Origin of the sequence: Kribbella aluminosa (assembly GCF_017876295.1) — a bacterium.
Lineage (GTDB): Bacteria > Actinomycetota > Actinomycetes > Propionibacteriales > Kribbellaceae > Kribbella > Kribbella aluminosa.
Map to the genome: position 1 here is coordinate 4,055,535 of NZ_JAGINT010000002.1, position 18,242 is coordinate 4,073,776.

Annotated in this window: 14 protein-coding genes and 1 riboswitch; of the genes, 12 read left to right on the forward strand and 2 right to left on the reverse strand. The window is 69.4% G+C overall.

Translation table 11 applies throughout. The features are described from left to right. Window positions 1–24 precede the first annotated feature (24 nt). Together JOF29_RS40385 and JOF29_RS40390 are read left to right on the forward strand one after the other, a co-directional pair. Window positions 25–1,545 (forward strand): alkaline phosphatase D family protein, encoded by a 1,521-nt coding sequence (locus JOF29_RS40385; protein ID WP_209699570.1) that lies wholly within the window; start codon window positions 25–27, stop codon window positions 1,543–1,545. 98 nt (window positions 1,546–1,643) lie between these two features. Then, the gene (locus JOF29_RS40390; RefSeq protein WP_209699571.1) at window positions 1,644–3,692 is read left to right on the forward strand and encodes a prolyl oligopeptidase family serine peptidase; all 2,049 of its coding nucleotides are present in this window, start codon (window positions 1,644–1,646) and stop codon (window positions 3,690–3,692) included. Window positions 3,693–3,719: 27 nt separating this feature from the next. Here the strand turns inward: JOF29_RS40390 and JOF29_RS40395 are convergent, their stop codons facing one another. Next, the gene (locus tag JOF29_RS40395; RefSeq protein ID WP_209699572.1) at window positions 3,720–5,084 is read right to left on the reverse strand and encodes an aminotransferase class V-fold PLP-dependent enzyme; all 1,365 of its coding nucleotides are present in this window, start codon (window positions 5,082–5,084) and stop codon (window positions 3,720–3,722) included. Between the two features lie 17 nt (window positions 5,085–5,101). Further along, window positions 5,102–5,215, reverse strand: a riboswitch (SAM riboswitch). Between the two features lie 96 nt (window positions 5,216–5,311). Here JOF29_RS40395 and JOF29_RS40400 point away from each other — a divergent pair. The 8 genes from JOF29_RS40400 to pgsA all read left to right on the forward strand — a co-directional run bounded on the left by JOF29_RS40400 (window position 5,312) and on the right by pgsA (window position 15,634). Then, complete coding sequence (locus JOF29_RS40400) at window positions 5,312–5,827, forward strand: DinB family protein (RefSeq protein ID WP_209699573.1); 516 nt, start codon at window positions 5,312–5,314, stop codon at window positions 5,825–5,827. Between the two features lie 74 nt (window positions 5,828–5,901). After that, complete coding sequence (locus tag JOF29_RS40405; protein WP_209699574.1) at window positions 5,902–7,995, forward strand: DUF6351 family protein; 2,094 nt, start codon at window positions 5,902–5,904, stop codon at window positions 7,993–7,995. A gap of 18 nt (window positions 7,996–8,013) precedes the next feature. After that, window positions 8,014–8,787 (forward strand): DUF4184 family protein, encoded by a 774-nt coding sequence (locus JOF29_RS40410; RefSeq protein WP_209699575.1) that lies wholly within the window; start codon window positions 8,014–8,016, stop codon window positions 8,785–8,787. 596 nt (window positions 8,788–9,383) lie between these two features. Then, on the forward strand, window positions 9,384–11,483 hold the full coding sequence (locus tag JOF29_RS40415) for a DNA translocase FtsK (protein ID WP_443667604.1): 2,100 nt from the start codon (window positions 9,384–9,386) through the stop codon (window positions 11,481–11,483). A 4-nt stretch (window positions 11,484–11,487) separates the two neighbouring features. Further along, the gene (locus JOF29_RS40420; RefSeq protein ID WP_209699576.1) at window positions 11,488–12,054 is read left to right on the forward strand and encodes a hypothetical protein; all 567 of its coding nucleotides are present in this window, start codon (window positions 11,488–11,490) and stop codon (window positions 12,052–12,054) included. A gap of 109 nt (window positions 12,055–12,163) precedes the next feature. Beyond that, window positions 12,164–12,931, forward strand: coding sequence for a helix-turn-helix domain-containing protein (locus JOF29_RS40425; RefSeq protein ID WP_307863945.1), 768 nt, complete (start codon window positions 12,164–12,166; stop codon window positions 12,929–12,931). Window positions 12,932–13,082: 151 nt separating this feature from the next. Beyond that, window positions 13,083–15,014, forward strand: coding sequence for a MiaB/RimO family radical SAM methylthiotransferase (locus JOF29_RS40430; RefSeq protein ID WP_245359899.1), 1,932 nt, complete (start codon window positions 13,083–13,085; stop codon window positions 15,012–15,014). Continuing rightward, window positions 15,011–15,634, forward strand: a complete 624-nt coding sequence (gene pgsA, locus JOF29_RS40435; RefSeq protein ID WP_209699577.1) for a CDP-diacylglycerol--glycerol-3-phosphate 3-phosphatidyltransferase — start codon at window positions 15,011–15,013, stop codon at window positions 15,632–15,634. The genes JOF29_RS40430 and pgsA overlap by 4 nt, the downstream gene beginning before the upstream one ends. A gap of 210 nt (window positions 15,635–15,844) precedes the next feature. Here pgsA and JOF29_RS40440 read toward each other — a convergent pair whose 3' ends face one another. Beyond that, a complete protein-coding gene (locus JOF29_RS40440) occupies window positions 15,845–17,059 on the reverse strand; it encodes a DUF2332 domain-containing protein (protein WP_209699578.1) in 1,215 nt (404 codons plus the stop codon). Window positions 17,060–17,287: 228 nt separating this feature from the next. Between JOF29_RS40440 and JOF29_RS40445 the strand changes: the two genes are divergently transcribed. Together JOF29_RS40445 and JOF29_RS40450 are read left to right on the forward strand one after the other, a co-directional pair. Continuing rightward, window positions 17,288–17,782: a CinA family protein gene (locus tag JOF29_RS40445; protein ID WP_209699579.1), complete on the forward strand. Its 495-nt coding sequence runs from the start codon at window positions 17,288–17,290 to the stop codon at window positions 17,780–17,782. 163 nt (window positions 17,783–17,945) lie between these two features. Next, window positions 17,946–18,236 carry a helix-turn-helix domain-containing protein gene (locus tag JOF29_RS40450; protein ID WP_209699580.1) on the forward strand — a complete coding sequence of 97 codons (291 nt, stop codon included), beginning with the start codon at window positions 17,946–17,948 and terminating at the stop codon, window positions 18,234–18,236. The last annotated feature ends 6 nt before the right edge of the window (window positions 18,237–18,242 follow it).

Here is an 18,242-nt window from a genome sequence, read left to right on the forward strand (position 1 = left end):
ATCAGCGGAGCGCACCTTCGGGTCATGAAACTGAGTCGCCGCCAACTTCTTGCCGCAACCACCGCCGCCGGTGCGTCACTCGCCGTACCGGGGGTGGCCGCTGCGGCACCGAATCTGGTCCGTCGCGATCGGGCCGCGCTGCCGTCCGGCATCGCCAGTGCCGACGTGACGCCGTCGTCGGCCGTCGTCTGGTCGCGCACCGACCGGCCCGGCCGGATGATCGTGCAGCTGACCGGCCACGGCCGGTTCGACCGGGCGATCAGCCTGCGGGGCCCGAAGACGGACGGGAACGACGACTTCACGGCGCGGCTGCCGTTGCGCGGCCTGCGTCCGGGGCAGCGCTACGACTACCGGATCGGTTTCGAGGACGCGTACGGCCGGATCGGTGAGACGCTCGACGGCTCGTTCAGCACGCCGGGGCGCAACCGTCCGGTGTCGTTCGTGTTCACCGGCGACACGGCCGGCCAGGGGTACGGCATCAACCCCGAGCTCGGCGGGATGGTCGCGTACCGGGCGATGCACGACACCCGGCCCGACTTCTTCCTGCACTCCGGCGACAACATCTACGCCGACGGCCCGATGCAGGCCGAGCTGAAGGTTGCCGACGGCACCGTCTGGAAGAACGTGGTGACCGAGGAGGTCTCGAAGGTCGCCGAGACGCTGGCCGAGTACCGCGGCCGGTACAAGTACAACCTGCTCGACGGTAACGTGAAGTCGCTGTACGCCGACGTGCCGCTGGTCGCGCAGTGGGACGACCACGAGACGCTGAACAACTGGTACCCGGGCGAGATCCTGGACGATTCGCGGTACGTCGAGCGGCGCGTCGACGTCCTGGCCGCGCGGGCGAAGAAGGCCTTCCTGGAGTACCTGCCGATGGAGCACGTCGCGGGCCGGGACCGGATCTACCGCAAGGTGAGCTACGGTCCGCTGCTCGACGTCTTCTGCCTGGACATGCGCACGTACCGGGGTGCGAACCCGGTGCCGTCGACGGCCGGACCGGTCGCGATGCTCGGCGCCGAACAGGCCGCCTGGCTGGTCCGCGAGGTGGCGGCCTCGCGGGCGACCTGGAAGGTGATCGCCAGCGACATGCCGCTCGGCCTGCTGGTACCGGACGGCGACCTGATCGAGGCGGTCGCGAACGGTCTGCCGGGTGCACCCGGCGGCCGCGAGCTCGAGATCGCGTGGGTGCTGAGCCAGTTCAAGAAGCGCAAGGTGCGGAACGCGATCTGGCTGACCGCGGACGTGCACTACGCGGCCGCGCACCACTACGACCCGGCGCGCGCGGCGTTCACCGACTTCGACCCGTTCTGGGAGATCGTGGCCGGTCCGATCAACGCGGGCGCCTTCGGTCCGAACCAGCTCGACCCGACGTTCGGCCCGGAGGCGGTCTTCGTGAAGGCGGCCGACTTCCCGAGCCAGTCGCCGGCCAGTGGGAACCAGTTCTTCGGCCACACCCGGATCGACCCGCGCACCGGCGTCTTCTCGGTGTCGTTGCGGAACCTGTTCGGCAAGGTGCTCTGGAGCAAGGACATCAATCCGGCCTGACACCAGGCCCGTCGTACTCACCTGCTCCGGCGCCTGTGCGGGATGCCGCCCACCGGAGCGGGTGAGTACGACGCAGTCTTCGGGTTAGGTTTGTCCGCATGACCTATCCGGAAAGCCGCCGCGACGATGTGGTCGAGACGTTGCACGGGCGTGAGATCGCCGACCCGTATCGCTGGCTGGAAGACCCTGACTCGGCCGACACCCAGGACTGGGTTCGCAGACAGAATGAGTTCACCGAGGCCGAGTTGTCGGGCTATCCGGAGGGCCTGTGGTTCCAGCGCACGATGGCCGCGATCCTCGCGCGCCCCCGGGCCGGCGTACCGGCGAAGAAGTCCGGCTGGTACTTCGTCGGCCGCAACGACGGCACCCAGGCGCAGGACGTGATCTACGTGGCCGAGTCGCTCGACGAACTGTTGTCCGGCGGCCGGGTGCTGATCGACCCGAACACGTTGTCCGCGGACGGCACCGACTCGCTGGGGACGTTCACGGTGAGCCCGGACGGTAAGTACCTCGCGTACGGCATCAACGAGAGCGGCAGCGACTGGACGACGTTCCGGCTGCTCGACATCGCCACCGGCGCACAGGTCGACGACCTGGTGTCGGAGGCCAAGTTCAGCGAGGCCACCTGGCTCCCGGACAGTTCGGCGTACCTGTACCTGCACTACCCGACCAGCGGGCGGAGCGAGGGTACGGAGACCACGTCCCTGTCCGGCGGTCGGCTGATGCTGCACCGCGTCGGTACGGCGCAGTCGGACGACGAGCTGGTGCTGAGCTTCCCGGGCCACGACCAGTACTTCCTGGTGCCAGAGGTGTCCGACGACGACAGGTACCTCGTCGTCCACATCACCGAGGGCACGGACCCCAGCACGCGGCTCTGGGTGTACCCGGTCACCGGCGACGGGCTGGGCGAGCCGGTGAAGGTCGTGGACGAGTTCGCCGACGAGATCGCGTTCGTCCGGATGTCCGGCGACGAGCTGGTACTGCGGACCGACCGCGACGCCCCCCGCGGCCGCGTGGTGCTGTCGAACCTGGCCGGCGCGTTCACCGACCTCATCCCGGAGAGCGACTCCACACTGCAGGCAGTGCGCGCGACCGCGGACGGCCTCGCCACGCTGACGCTGGTCGACGCCCAGTCGGTGCTGACGCTCTACGCGCTGGACGGGTCCGATGCGCGCGGTGTCGACGTACCTGGCGGGGGAGTGGTCGGCTTCAACGCAGGACCGAAGTACGACGAGCTCTTCATCGGCCTGTCTACGACGACCGACCCCACGTTGTCGTACCGCGTGTCCACCGGTTCAGGCGACGTACGCCCGCTGCCGGAGCTGGTCCGCGGTGCTGACGGCTTCACACCGCCACGGGTCACCGTGACCCGTCGGAACGGCCCTGTCCCGTACTTCTTGATCAGCCGCTCCGATTTGGGTTTCGAAGAGCCACGCCCGACCCTCATGTGGGGGTACGGCGGGTTCCGCATCCCGATCCAGGCCGACTACCGCCCGGGCTGGCCCGCGTGGCTCGCTGCCGGAGGTGTGCTCGTCATCGCGAACCTGCGTGGCGGCGGCGAGTACGGGAGCGATTGGCACGACGCAGGGCGGCTCAAGAACAAGCAGAACGTGTTCGACGACTTCATCGCGGTCGCCGAGGACCTGCGGGACACCGGTGTGACCACACCGTCGCAGTTGGCGATACACGGTCGCAGCAACGGCGGTCTGCTCGTCGGAGCGGCCATGACGCAGCGGCCGGACCTGTTCGCCGTCGCACTGCCCGGTGTGGGTGTGTTGGACATGCTGCGGTTCCACTTGTTCACTGTGGGAGCGGCGTGGGCGTCCGACTACGGTCTGCCCAGTGACCCAGAGCAGTTCGAGGACCTGCTGGCCTACTCGCCGCTGCATCGGGTCAGCGACGGTACGGCGTACCCGGCGACTCTTGTCGTCACAGGTGATCACGACGACCGCGTGGTTCCGCTGCACAGTCACAAGTTCATCGCTGCGTTGCAGCATGCCCAGTCCGGTCCGCAGCCGGTCTTGACTCGGGTAGAGGTCAACACCGGCCATGGCTTCGGCAAACCTGCCGCGATGGTCGCGTCGGAGTGGGCGGACCTACTGGCGTTCGCTGCTCACCATGTAGGTCTCGTACCTCCTGAGCAGTAGGAGGGCTTGCCTGAAAATCAAACACAGCTACCAGATGTGCGGTGCCTGGAGGTCGCGGGGATCGTCGGCCGGCTGACAGCCGTGCGCGCTCTCCGCGTACTCCGTGCGCGGGCCTGTCGTGGTCAGCGTGCGTACGGCGTTGACGAGCCGGTCCACGTGCTCCCGCGTGGTCCCGAGGCCGAGGCTGGCGCGGACCGCCGTACCGTGCTCGGGGGAGTTCGCGAGCAGGTGCCCGACCAGCGGGTGTGCGCAGAACTTCCCGTCCCGGACACCGATGCCGTACTCCGCGCTCAAGGCCGCGGACACCAGCGTCGAGGTCAGGCCCTCGATCGTGAAGCACACCGTGCCGACACGGTCCGCCTCCTCGCCGAAGATCGAGTACGTCGTGACGCCGTCGATCTGGGCGAGCCCGGTGCGCAGCCGGGCCAGCAGGCTGCGCTCGTGCTGCTCGATGGCGTCGCGGTGCTTGGTGATCGCGGCGCAGGCGCTCGCCAGCGCGATGGCGCCGATGACGTTCGGGGAGCCGCCCTCGTGCCGCGCCGGGCCGGTCGACCAGACGACGGTGTCGCTGGTCACGGCGTGGGTCGCGCCGCCGCCGTACAGGTACGGCTCGGCGGCGTCGAGCCAGTCGGAGCGGCCGATCAGGGCGCCGGCGCCGTACGGGGCGTAGAGCTTGTGACCGGAGAGGGCGACCCAGTCGACGTCCAGGGTGGCGATGTCGACTGGGCGGTGCGGGGCGAGCTGCGCGGCGTCCAGGCAGACCCGCGCACCGTGCGCCTTCGCCACCTTGGCGATTTCGGCGATCGGGAAGATCTCACCGGTCACGTTCGAGGCGCCGGTGATCACGACGAGCCGCGGCCCCTCGGGCGCCTGGCGGAGCGCGTCGGCCACGGCGGTGACGGCCCCGGTCCGGCTGGCCGGCGCCGTGAGGCGAACGGTCCGCTCGGCCGGCCAGGGGAGCAGCGCGGCGTGGTGCTCGGACTCGAACACGATCACGGTCGCGTCGCCCGGCACCGCGTGCGCCAGCAGGTTCAGCGCGTCGGTGGTCTGGCGGGTGAAGATCACCTGGTCGTCCGTGCGGGCGCCGACGAAGGCGTGCACCTCGGCGCGGGCGCGCTCGTACCACTGGGTGGTGATCCGGGAGGCGTACCCGTTGCCGCGGTGCACCGACGCGTACGACGGCAGCGCCGCCTCGACGCTCGCCCGGACCGGCTCCAGGCACGGGGCACTCGCGCCGTGGTCGAAGTTCGCGTAGTCGGTGACCCGGCCGTCGGCCAGCGGGACCAGCAGGTCCGAGCCGACGGTGGCGGGGATGTTGCCGGTGAGCCGCCGGGCACCGGCCGGCCGCGAGGTCGTGGTGCTGGCCGGCTCGAGAATGGACAGGATCGACATGGATCTGCTCCCAGGAAAGTCCGCGCTTGCCGAGCGGCGTATCCGCACGGCCTGGTCTTCACCCGGGGCACCCCACCGCGGAGGAGGGTTGCCGGCCAGCGAGCCGGGGCTTGTCGCTGGCACTCATGACCTGCCGATTACGGTAACGAACGGGACACGGGCACCGCCAGTGCGTATCTCATGTGATGAGATAGCCGAACACATCGTGGGACGACGTGAGGATGACGATGACCTGGAGTGCACCTGCTGTCGAGCGGCCGGACGGTTCGCTGACGGCACCGGAACGTGAGCTGCTGCAAGGCTATCTCGACTTCTACCGCAGCACTCTGCTGTTCAAGTGTGCGGGGCTGACCGCGGAGCAGCTTGCCGAGCGGCCGTCGCCGCCGTCGAACCTCTCGCTGCTCGGCCTGATCCGGCACCTGACCAAGGTCGAGCGGATCTGGTTCCGTATCCACTTCGCCGACGACCCGGCCGCCCCGCTGTTCGCGCCCGAGCTCGGCAAGGACGCGGACTTCGAGCTGATCGATCCGGCCGCGGCGGAGGCGGCGTACGACGGTCTGATCGCCGAGTGGAAACTGTCCGACGAGGCCGCCGCCGGGCGCTCGCTGGACGACCGGTTCACGTTCAGCGGTACCGAGTCGACGCTGCGGATGATCTACATCCACCTGATCGGGGAGTACGCGCGGCACTGCGGGCACGCCGACCTGGTCCGCGAGCAGTTGGACGGGACGACCGGCGCCTGAGCTGCTCCGTTCCGGCTGGAAACCGATTACCACGAGCCCTTCCGGCACCGGACCTGCTGTGATCGACTCGTCGCATGAAGCGGCCGGCCGCCCTCGTTGCTCTTCTGACCGCGATGTTCGCGGCCGTCCTGGTGACCCCCGCCAAGGCGGCCTCCGACGTACGGATCGAGGTCTTGTCCACGCCTCGCGCCGACATGGTCAGCGACGGCAACGTGCTGCTCGGGATCACTGGGCGGCACCTGGACGACCTGAAGGTCCGGCTGAACGGGAAGGACGTCAGCAGCGCGTTCTCCCGTCAGCAGGACCGCCTCATCGGCGTCGTCCAAGGCCTCACGGACGGCTCCAACACGGTGACCGCCGCCTCGTCGCGGCTGGTGATCACCAACCATCCGCGCAGCGGACCACTCCTGGCCGGCCCGCACGAGACGCCGTACGTCTGCGGTACGGCGGACTTCGTCACGCTCGCCAAGGTCAAGCTCGGCCCGCCGTCCGACGCGAACTGCACGGTGCCGACCCGCGTCGACTACCTGTACCGCTCCACTGCCGACCGGTCGCTGAAGGTGCTGCCGGCGACGAAGCCGGCCGACCTGGCGACCACCACCACGTCCGACGGCCGCACGGTGCCGTACATCGTCCGTGTCGAGACCGGGGTCATCAACCGGTCGATCTACGAGTACGCCGTCCTCAACGACCCCGCGGGCGGTGAGCCGAGTGTGGTGAAGGCGCCGAGCGGGTGGAACGGCCGGCTGGTCTACACGTTCGGCGGCGGCTGCCCCGGCGGGTGGTACCAGCAGGGGAGCGAGACCGGCGGCATCAACGACGACGTACTGCTCGGGCAGGGGTACGCCGTGGCGTCGTCGAGCCTGAACGTGTTCGGCATCAACTGCAACGGGGTGCTCGCCGCCGAGACCATGTCGATGACGCGGGAGCACATCCTGGAGACCATCGGCGTACCGAAGCAGACGATCGGATGGGGGTGCTCCGGCGGCTCGTACCAGGTGTTCCAGATCGCCGACGACTACCCGGGGCTGCTGGACGGGATCTTGGCGTCCTGCGTGTTCCCGGAGGTCGGATTCGCGACGCTGCACACGATCACAGACGCGCTGCTGCTGGATCACTACTTCACCTCCGCGACCGGCTGGACCGACGAACAGAAACGGGCCGCCGCGGGCTTCGGCAAGGTCGGCACGATCGCCAACCTGGCCGCCGCCGGCCGCCGGATCGACCCGCGGGTCTATTGCCCTGCGCAACTACCCGTCGAGGACCGCTACGACCCGGTGAAGAACCCGAACGGCGCGCGCTGCGACGTCTACGACCACCAGGTCAACATCTGGGGCACGGACCCGGCCACCGGCGCGGCCCGGCGGCCGCTGGACAACGTCGGCATCCAGTACGGCCTGGACGCCCTGAACGCGGGCAAGATCTCGGTCACGCAGTTCCTCGACCTGAACAAGGCGGTCGGCGGCTTCGACACCGACGCCAACTTCGTCCCGGCCCGGACCGTCGCAGACCCGCGGGCGATCAGTACGGCGTACCGGACCGGGCAGCTGATCAACGGCGGCGGGGGACTGGCCGGTACCCCGATCATCGACTACCGGCAGTACTGGGACGAGCAGCCGAACGGCGACATCCACCTGATCTTCCACTCGTTCTCGCTGCGCGAAAGGTTGCGCAAGGCAAACGGTGACGCCGGCAACCAGATCATGCTCGTCCAGGCCGGCGACGCGCCGGGCGGTTTCAGTACGGCGAACCCGGTGCTGACCGACGCGCTCGCCTCCCTCGACCGGTGGATGGACGCGGTGGACGCGGACCACGGCCCGGGCACACCGCACGCGAAGCTGATGCGCAACAAGCCCGGGGCGCTCACCGACGCGTGCTGGAGCCCGACGAACCAGAAGATCGTCGAGACGCAGGTGGACGGCATCGGTACGACGAGGTGCAACACGTTCTACCCGGCGTGGCCGGCGCCGCGGCAGGTGGCCGGCGCGTCCGTTGCCAACGACATCATCAAGTGCCGCCTGCAACCGCTGAGCAAGTCCGACTACAAGGTCAAGCTGACGCCCGTGCAGTGGAAGGCGCTGCGGCAGACGTTCCCAAACGGTGTCTGCAACTGGTCGGCACCGGGTGTCGGGCAGCAGCCGCCGGCCGGCAGTTGGCCGACGTTCTGAACCAATAGGCTGCGGGGTGTGCCGTTCACCCTCGCCCACCCCGCAGCCGTCCTCCCGTTGGTCCGGCGCCCCTTCGTGGCGTCTGCGCTGGTAGCCGGTGCGGTGGCACCCGACCTGCTGTACGTCGGCCCGCTCTACCGGATCGCCACGCAGTACATCAACGGGAACTTCACACTGACGCTCACGCACAAGATCACGTCCGCGTTCTGGCTGGACCCGTTGCTGGCGTTGCTGCTGGTCGCAGTGTTCAACCTGGTCCTCAAGCGGCCTTTGGTTGCTCTCGCGCCGCCTGCACTGGCTGCGCGGCTGCCTGCTGTTGGCCGACTGCACCTGCCTAGCGCGTCTGTCCTGCTCTGGACGGTGGTGTCCGCCATCGTGGGCGCGTTGACCCACGTGGTGTGGGATTCCTTCACCCACAGCGACGGCTACTTCGTCCTGCGTTTCCCGGACTTCCTCGACGGCGTCAACCGCATCCTCCAGTACGTCTCCACGATCGGCGGCTGCGTGGTCCTCGCCGTCTGGCTCTACCGCTGGTATCGCCGTACTCCGCCATCGCTCACACAGGGTGACAGCCTCCCAGCATGGATCCGGTACGTCGTGCTGGGCGCGCTCGTGCTGTTCGCAGCAGTGGGCGCGGTCGTCGAGCTCAGCCGGGTGGAGGGTGGCCTGGCGGGGGAGACCGCCGTACGCGTGGTGCTCTCCGGGCTGGTGTACGGCGGGCTGGCCGCGCTCGGGTGGTACGTACTGCTGTGGCACGTCGGGCGGCTTCGGCGTACGAGTCGAGCGTCGTGATGCTACGGATGGGACCGTGTGATCGGCGTGTGACACGTGGGACTCGTGGGGTAGTCGGGGTAGCCTGATCAATATGGCGACCCGCACGTCTTCCCCGGCGCGGGCGCAGAAGTCGGCAGCCAAACGGCCGAGTACGGCCCGTTCGGCGGCTGGTGGACGCTCCCGTCCGTCCGGCGCCCAGAAGCGTGGGCAGAGCTCGAAACGCGGTGGAACCTCCGCCGCGCGGACCAGCACGCCCAAGAACAGCGGACCAGGCCCGTTCGCGGCCGCCATGCTGGCTCTCGGCCGTGGAGTGGTCAAGGTCTGGATCGGCATCGCGCACCTGCTCGGCAGCATGGTGCGGGGGATCGGCCACAGCGCCCGCGACCTGGAGCCTGAGCACCGCCGTGACGGTGCCGGCCTGTTCCTGATCGGCCTGGCGGTCGTCGTGGCCGCCGCGATCTGGTGGGACCTGCCGGGATCGGTCGGCGACGGCGTACGGACGGTCGTCGGCGGCAGCATCGGCATGCTCGGCTGGGCACTGCCGCTGATGCTGGTGGTGATCGCTGTCCGCACCCTGCGGCACCCGGACCGCAACGGCCCCGGCCGGACGGCAGGTGATCGGCTGGACGGCGATCTGCCTCGGTGTGCTCGGCCTGATCCACATCGCCAACGGCCTGCCCCGGCCGAACAACCCGGCCGACGGCCCGCTGCGCGACGCCGGCGGCGCGATCGGCTACTTCATCTCGTCGTTCCTGTCCGACCTGCTCACCCAGTACGTCGCCGCGCCGCTCCTGGTGCTGCTGTCGATCTTCGGCGCGCTGGTCGTCACCGGGACACCGGTGTACGCGATCCCGCTGCGGTTCCGCGCGGCGTTCGACGTACTGATGGGCCGGACCGAGCTGCCCGCGGACGCGCCGTCCGTGCAGGGCGCGCCGACCGACGACACCGTCCGGCTGACCCGTAAGCAGCGCCGCGCGAAGGCGGAGCTCGAGGACGACAACGACCCGACGGTCAAGCCGTACGACTCGCCGGTGCTGAAGGACGAGCCGAAACGCGGACGCAAGGCGAAGGCCAAGCCGATCGCGGAGGAGGAGCCGTACGACGTCGACGAGGCTGCTGCCGCCTTCGTCCCGGCGTCCGGGCCCGCGTTCGAGCCCCCGGCGCCGAGCAAGCAGCCCGAGCCGGCGCCCGAGCCGCCGCCGCACACCCCGCTGCCGCAGCGCGTCGAACAGCTCAGCCTGTCCGGCGACATCACGTACACGCTTCCGGACGGGCAGATGCTCAAGCCCGGCTCGGTGCACAAGCCCCGCACCAAGGCGTCCGACCAGGTCGTCGACCGGCTGACCGAGGTCTTCGACCAGTTCGGTATCGACGCCCAGGTCACCGGCTACACCCGCGGCCCGACAGTCACCCGGTACGAGGTCGAGCTCGGTTCGGCGGTGAAGGTCGAGAAGGTCACCGCGCTGTCGAAGAACATCGCCTACGCGGTGGCGTCGGCCGACGTACGGATCCTGTCGCCGATCCCGGGCAAGTCCGCGATCGGTATCGAGATCCCGAACACCGACAAGGAGACCGTCAGCCTCGGCGACGTGGTCCGGTCGGCGACCGCCCGCAACGACCACCACCCGATGGTGGCCGGCCTGGGCAAGGACGTCGAGGGCGGGTTCGTGGTCGCGAACATGGCGAAGATGCCGCACCTGCTGGTCGCCGGTGCCACCGGCTCCGGAAAGTCGTCGTTCGTCAACTCGCTGATCACCTCGGTCCTGATGCGCGCCACGCCCGACGAGGTGCGGATGATCCTGGTCGACCCGAAGCGGGTCGAGCTGAACAACTACGAGGGCATCCCGCACCTGATCACGCCGATCATCACCAACGCCAAGAAGGCCGCCGAGGCGCTGCAGTGGGTCGTCCGCGAGATGGACATGCGGTACGACGACCTCGCCGCGTTCGGGTTCCGGCACGTCGACGACTTCAACAAGGCGGTCCGCGGCGGCAAGGTGAAGCCGCCGCCGGGCTCCGAGCGGGTGCTGACGCCGTACCCGTACCTGCTGGTGATCGTCGATGAGCTCGCCGACCTGATGATGGTCGCGCCGCGCGACGTCGAGGACTCGATCGTCCGGATCACCCAGCTGGCCCGGGCCGCCGGTATCCACCTGGTGCTCGCCACCCAGCGGCCGTCGGTGGACGTCGTCACCGGTCTGATCAAGGCGAACGTGCCGTCCCGGCTGGCGTTCGCGACCTCGTCGCTGGCCGACAGCCGGGTCATCCTCGACCAGCCCGGTGCGGAGAAGCTGGTCGGTCAGGGTGACGGGCTGTTCCTGCCGATGGGTGCCAGCAAGCCGATGCGTATCCAGGGCGCCTGGGTCACCGAGAACGAGATCCGCGGCGTCGTCGAGCACTGCAGGGAGCAGCTGCAGCCGACGTACCGCGAGGACGTCACGGTGGCGCCGGGCCCGAGCAAGGACCTGGACGACGAGATCGGCGACGACCTCGACCTCGTCGTACAGGCGGCGGAGCTGATCGTTTCCACCCAGTTCGGCTCGACGTCGATGCTGCAGCGTAAGCTCCGCGTCGGTTTCGCCAAGGCCGGCCGGCTGATGGACATCCTGGAGAGCCGCGGCGTCGTCGGTCCCAGTGAAGGTTCCAAGGCCAGGGACGTCCTGGTCAAACCCGACGATCTAGAGGACTTCATCAGCACCCTCCGAGGAGAGTGAGACCGTGACCGCCGCGAGCGCACTGCCCAGGCAGGACCGATTCGACGCGAACCCAGGGCCGATGCCGTTCACCGTTCGGGCCTCCCAGAAGGTGCACGGCGGCCTCGCCGTCGGCGCCGCGCTGGTCGCGCTCGGCTTCGCGGCGTCCGGCTCGACCAGCCCGACCGGCATCCTGCGCTGGATCGTCGCGGCCGCGTTCGCCGTCCTCGCCGTGGTGTGCGCCCGCGTGCTCACAGTCGGGGAGATGCTCGTCGCCGACGACGTCGGCATCCGGCTGCGCATCGGGCACGAGTGGGTGGGTACCCGGTGGGAGGACATCGAAGAGGTGACGGTGCTGCAGCGGCGGCATCCGCTCGACGACGGGCGGATCGCCGTACATCTGCAGGATCCCGGGCCGATCCTCGGTGCACTGCCGAGTTCGACCCGCAAGACAACTGATGCGAACCGCCGACTGACGGGGTCGTCACTCGCGATACCGTTCGGGTTGACGGCTCGTCCGTCGAACGGGGAAGTGGTGCAGGCGCTGCACATGCTGGCCGACGCCAGGTGTCCGGTGAGGGAACAACTCTGACTCGTCCGTGACCCCGTCGTACCAAGGCCGTTGACATGTTGTTCAGAGGAATGCCGACGGTTCATCTGCCGATGACCTGCAGCGCGGAGAAGGAGAGGACGGTGGGGACGTGAGCATCGGCAGCGAGCTCACGGCGGCCCGCGAACGGGCCGACATGACGATCGAGCAGCTGAGCGCCGCGACCCGGATCAGAACCGGGTTGCTGATCGCCATGGAGGCCGACGACTTCTCCCGGTGCGGCGGGAACTTCTACGCCCGCGGGCACATCCGGGCGATCGCCCGGGTGGTGAAGGCCGACCCCGCCCCGCTGCTCGCCACCTTCGACGCCGAACACGCCGTCGAGGACGAGAAGTCGCGCCGCGAGGAACGCGCCGCGGTGAAGAGCCCGACGCTGCGCCCGGCACGACCGCGGTGGGCCCTGGTGGTCGGCGCGATCCTGGTGATCCTGATGGGCTGGGGGATGGTGCGGCTGTTCACGCTGCCCAGCGACATCGAGGCGAACGCGTCCAAGACCGCGACCACCTCCGCCACCGTCACCACACCGGCCCCGACGCCGACCGGCGCGCCGTCGGGCCGGCCGACCGCACAGCCGACGAAGAAACCGGCCAGCCCGAAGCCGCCGGTCCTGAAGACCGAGCTGACCATGACCGCGAAGGGCAACGGCACCTACCTGACGGTCCTCGACCGGACGGACCGCAAGATCTTCCAGGGCCGCCTCACTCCCGGCATAGCCCAGTCCGTCACCAGCGCCGGCGACATCCGCGTCCAGGTCGGCAACCCCACCAACCTCGTCGTAGTACTCAACGGCAAACGCGTCCCCACCAACCTCACCAAGTTCACCGCCCACCCCAATGGCACCCTCACCAAGTCCGCCTAGGTAGCGACGCTGGCCTCGTCGGGGTGGTGTGGGGGTGTGGGGTGGTGTGGTGTGGTGTTTGGTTCGGGTGGTCCTGCTTGGCCGAAACACTGGGTCCGGGTGTTGCTGTTGAGTTAGGTGCGGACGTGTACGGCGCGTCATACTCGTGGGGATGACTACGCCACCCACCACCGTCGCCCTGGTCACGCTGGGCTGTGCCCGCAACGATGTCGACTCCGAGGAACTGGCCGGCCGGCTCGAAGCCGGCGGTTTCCGCCTCGTCGACGACGCCGCCGAGGCGGACACGGTGGTGGTGAACACCTGCGGCTTCGTCGAGGCCGCCAAGAAGGACTCCGTCGACACTCTCCTGGCCGCCGCCGACTACAAGGACTCCGGCCGTACCCAGGCGGTAGTCGCCGTCGGTTGCCTCGCCGAGCGCTACGGCGAACAACTCGCCGAAGCCCTCCCGGAAACCGACGCCGTCCTCAGCTTCGACGACTACACCGACATCTCGGACCGCCTCCGCTCCATCCTCGCCGGCACCAAACACCAGTCCCACGTCCCCCACGACCGCCGCAAACTCCTCCCCCTGGCCCCCGCGGACCGCCACACCGCCCCCGCCGTCTCCCTCCCCGGCCACGGCGACCCAGCGACCGCCCGCACCGCGGACGCCACAGCCACCACCGCCACGACTGCCGCCACTACCGCGAAGGCCAACGGGACGACTGCGAGTGCGGCCACTACCGCGGAGACCATCGCGACGACTGCGAGTGCCGCTGACTCCGGCGGTCCCGCCTCGGCCGTCGGCACCACGGGGACCACCAGCGGCGTCGGCCGGGGGGATCACATCCCCGACGTACTCCGGCCGGCCGGCTCGCCCGCTCCCGCGGAGCTCAAGGGACGCTTCGTCACGGGCGCTCCGGAGGAGCTGAAGATCGACGCCCCGGACCTCGCCACCGCACCCGCGAGCGGCCCCCGCATCATGCGCCGCCGCCTCGACGGCGGACCGATGGCTCCACTGAAGCTCGCCTCCGGCTGCGACCGCCGCTGTGCGTTCTGCGCCATCCCGATGTTCCGCGGCGCCTTCATGTCCCGCCGCCCCGCCGAGGTGCTGCGCGAAGCCGAGTGGCTCGCCGACAACGGCGTCCGCGAACTCTTCCTGGTCTCCGAGAACTCCACCTCCTACGGCAAGGACCTCGGCGACCTCCGCCTCCTCGAAACCCTGGTCGGCGAGATCGCCAAGGTCCCGGGCATCACCCGCGTCCGCGTCTCCTACCTCCAGCCCGCCGAGATGCGCCCCACCCTGATGAGCGCGATGACCGCCACCCCCGGCGTCGTTCCGTACTTCGACCTGTCGTTCCAGCACGCCTCCGGCCCGCTCCTGCGCCGGATGCGCCGCTTCGGCGACGCCGAACGCTTCCTCGAACTCATCGCCCAGGTCCGCGCCGCCGCCCCCACCGCCGGCATCCGGAGCAACGTCATCGTCGGCTTCCCCGGCGAGACCGAAGACGACGTCGACATCCTCTGCGACTTCCTCTCCCGCGCAGGCCTGGACGCGATCGGCGTCTTTGGCTACTCCGACGAGGACGGCACCGAGGCCGAGACGTACGACGGCAAACTCGACGAGGACACCATCGCCGCCCGCCTGGACCGCGTCACCCGACTCGCCGAGGACCTCACCTCGGCCCGAGCCGAATCCCGCATCGGCGAACTCCTCGAAGTAATCGTCGAATCCCTCGACCCCACCGACACCCTCGACCCCACCGACACCCTCGACCCCACCGACACCCTCGCCGCCGCCCAGAACACAGCAGACCTGCACGAGGACACACCGGTCGCCGACCAGACTCCCGCGTCGCCGTCCGCCGGACAGGTGGCAGCGGAGACTCCCTCGGCTTCCTCCGGGATCGCCGAGGGGCGGGCTGCGCATCAGGGCCCCGAGGTGGACGGCGTCACCACGGTGACCGGACTCCCGGAGGGTGTCCGGGTGGGAGATCTGGTGTCCGCGAAGGTGGTGGCGAGCGACGGCGTCGACCTGATCGCCGAGTTCGCGGCACTCGTGAGCACGCCAGACACCCGCCCGGCAGTTAACCTGACCGCGTGACCAACCCGCCTTCGAACTCGGCGCCGCGCGCAGCCGGCGGACAACTCCACGCGCCCAGCGCCTGGAACGTGCCGAACGCGCTCACCGTGCTGCGGCTGGTCCTGGTGCCGCTGTTCGTCTGGCTCCTGCTCCGGGACGGCGGCCACGCGGCCGGCGACCGCCTGCTCGCCACCGCAGCGTTCGTGGTCGCGATCGTCACCGACCGCTTCGACGGTGACATCGCCCGCCGCTGGAATCTGGTCACGAACTTCGGCAAGATCGCCGACCCGATCGCCGACAAGGCCCTCACCGGAGCCGCCTTCCTCGGCCTCTCGTACCTGGGTGAACTCCCGTGGTGGGTGACCATCCTGGTCATGGTCCGCGAATGGGGCGTGACCGCCCTCCGCTTCTGGGTCATCCGCCACGGCGTCATGCCCGCCAGCCGAGGCGGCAAACTCAAAACCGTCCTCCAAGCGATCGCCCTCGGCCTCTACCTCCTCCCGTGGCAACACCTCGCGATCGTCCACTGGCCGGCCGTCGCCATCATGACCGCCGCCGTCCTGGTAACGGTCGTCACCGGCATCGACTACCTCTCCCGAGCTCTCCACCTCCGCGCCGCCGCCAAACGCCCCCTCCCATAACCCACCAGCCCACCTACCCCGCCCGGCCGCCAATCCCGCCAGCTCCGTTGCCCTGCCAGCTCGGTTGACGGGCCGGCCGTCTAATCCGCCAGCTTGTTAACTCGGCCGGGGCTCGTCGAACTCGCTGGCTCGGCCAACGGTGTCACCAGCCGCTCGAGGGGACGCTGGTCCTTCGCGGTGACAGCGGCCCGTCGCGGTGACCAGTTGTTGTTAGCGGTCTGCTGGGGACGATGTGCCTGCGAGCCAGGCGAGCATCTCGCCCCGTAGCCAGCACCGTCCGACCCCCGTCGCGTGCAGCGACGAATGCTCGAACACGCTCACCCCGAGAATGCTGTGCCCCGAAGCCCGCCGATCGCCGTACGTCGGAACCCCCGGCGCCACCCCAACCCCCTCCACCGACACCCACGCCACCGTTCGCCGTGTGGCCGCCTCGTCGAGCCGCTGCAGAAACCGCAACCGCTCCTCAAGATCCAAACTCGACAACACCCAGGTCGTCATCACCACCGGCAGCACGCCGTCCGGCACCCGCGCAATCGCCTCCGGCAGTACGTCGAGAACCGCACCCGGCACCATCACCGGCGGATCCGCCGCCGCCAACGCCAACTCGGCCTCGAGTCGCGCCAACCGCTCGACCTGATCCGGCGGCACACAAGCCCGCAACCACCGCGCCTCATCCGCGTCGGTGACATCAACCAGCTCATCACCAACCGCAACCCGAGCCATCACCTCCGGCATAGCCGTCGACGGCAGCAGCCCGCCCCTAACCACCGAAGCCGAAGCCTGCACTCCAGAACCCGCGTCACCGAACAACTGCCCGTTCCCGTACGAGATCCCGACTCGATCGACCACCAAGTTCAGCCCAGCCGACCGCCCAACATCGATCAACCCAACCGCACCCGCCCCGACTCGCCGCGCAACTTCGGCAACCGCCGGGTACAACACGGCATGCCGCCCACCCTCATCCCCCCGGACCTTCCGCCCCACCAACCGCTCCAGAACCAATTCCGCCATCCCGACCATCACCTCAACCGCCGCCTCCCCAACCGATCTCCCACCAGCACCGCGCCCCCTGCCGCGTGGACCCGTGACGGCGGCGCCGGAGACCCCGGTGCTGGTGGTGCTCTCGGTGCCAGGGGTCGGGTCAGGCGCGGCGGGCGGGGCCGTGAATGCGGAGGCGAGAGCAGGGGCTTGGCCTGCGAGCGCGACGTCGTGCAGAGCGGCAAGCACCAGCGTTGGGTTGCGTCGGCGGGCTGGTGCGGTCTCGATCACGCGCAGGGCTTCTTCGGAACTGCTCAGCGCGATCGCGATCTGCCCGTACAGAGGCGAGCCCTTCGCCTTCTCGGACTCGCCGAATCGGCGGTACACCTCGGCGAGCGCTCGCCCGCGCCCGCGAGCGCCTGCGGTCCCATCACTCGGCCCTGGCATTCAGCGAGTCTAGGTCCTGTTTGGTAATCCAGCGCCTACTGCGGGGCACTCGGCACGGCACCTCGGCACCGCACCGAGCACGTCCTCGCTATAGCGCTGGATTACCAGACAGGACCTAGTCACGCCCCACCCGAAGGCCGGGTATGGGTATGGCGAGAAGGCTGGTGGTGCATGGTCGTCAGGTCCTGGTGTTGAGTACGGGTACGGGTTGCGACGTGGAGGTGGCGGGTGGCTGAGGACGGGGTCGAAGCGGCGGTCGGTCGATTGGTGCAGCTGTTGCTGGAGCGTCGCGTGACGCTGGCCACGGCTGAGTCGTTGACCGGGGGGATGGTCGGTGCGGTTCTTACGGATGTGCCGGGAGTGTCGGCTGTGTATCGGGGTGGCCTGGTGGTTTACGCGACCGACCTCAAGGCCAAGCTCGCTGGTGTGCCGGACGAGCTGCTGGCCGCTGTGGGGCCGGTCCACCCGGACACGGCTGCCGCATTGGCCAGCGGTGTGCGGGAGCGTCTGGAGGCGGACTACGGCCTCGCCACGACCGGTGTGGCCGGACCCGAACCTCAGGCGGGTATCGCGGCGGGGACGGTGTACGTCGCGGCGGCCGGACCGCGCTCCGTACAGGTGCGGAAACTCCAGCTGTCCGGGGACCGGTCAGCTGTCCGGCGGGGGAGCGTCCAGGCCGTCCTGGAACTGGGCGCAGAAGTTGTGGCGGAAGAACTCGACTGAACGGGGTGTTAGGACCAGCATGGTGACAGGTAAGGCAGACTTGCGCGGCGCACCGAAGGTGGACATTGCGAGAGGTAGTGACCCAGCAACAGGTACCGTTGGTTCCTACGGTCGCGCTACCGTGCGAGTAGATGCGGCCGGACAGGCGGAAGGGAGAAACCTCATGGTGCTGGTTCGTGGCCTGCTGGGCGACGTGCTGCGGCGTAAGCGGCTGCGCCAGGGGCGCACTCTGCGCGAGGTATCCGCCGACGCCCGCGTGAGTCTCGGCTACCTGTCGGAGGTCGAGCGCGGCCAGAAGGAAGCCTCCAGCGAGCTGCTGGCGGCGATCTGCACGGCACTCGACGTGCCGTTGTCGAGGGTCTTCGCCGAGGTGAGCGAGGATCTGGCCCGCGAAGAGGCGCTCGTGCTGGCGCACCCGGCGATCGAGCCGGAGGTCGTGGCCTCGGCCGCTTGATCCGCC

What these genes read in the sequence shown, in the direction of transcription:
- JOF29_RS40400 (WP_209699573.1), top strand. Translation starts at nt 5,312, where the DNA reads ATGACCTGGAGTGCACCTGCTGTCGAGCGGCCGGACGGTTCGCTGACG.
- JOF29_RS40385 (WP_209699570.1), top strand. Translation starts at nt 25, where the DNA reads ATGAAACTGAGTCGCCGCCAACTTCTTGCCGCAACCACCGCCGCCGGT.
- JOF29_RS40390 (WP_209699571.1), top strand. Translation starts at nt 1,644, where the DNA reads ATGACCTATCCGGAAAGCCGCCGCGACGATGTGGTCGAGACGTTGCAC.
- JOF29_RS40430 (WP_245359899.1), top strand. Translation starts at nt 13,083, where the DNA reads ATGACTACGCCACCCACCACCGTCGCCCTGGTCACGCTGGGCTGTGCC.
- JOF29_RS40395 (WP_209699572.1), bottom strand. Translation starts at nt 5,084, where the DNA reads ATGTCGATCCTGTCCATTCTCGAGCCGGCCAGCACCACGACCTCGCGG.
- JOF29_RS40440 (WP_209699578.1), bottom strand. Translation starts at nt 17,059, where the DNA reads ATGCCAGGGCCGAGTGATGGGACCGCAGGCGCTCGCGGGCGCGGGCGA.
- JOF29_RS40405 (WP_209699574.1), top strand. Translation starts at nt 5,902, where the DNA reads ATGAAGCGGCCGGCCGCCCTCGTTGCTCTTCTGACCGCGATGTTCGCG.
- JOF29_RS40450 (WP_209699580.1), top strand. Translation starts at nt 17,946, where the DNA reads ATGGTGCTGGTTCGTGGCCTGCTGGGCGACGTGCTGCGGCGTAAGCGG.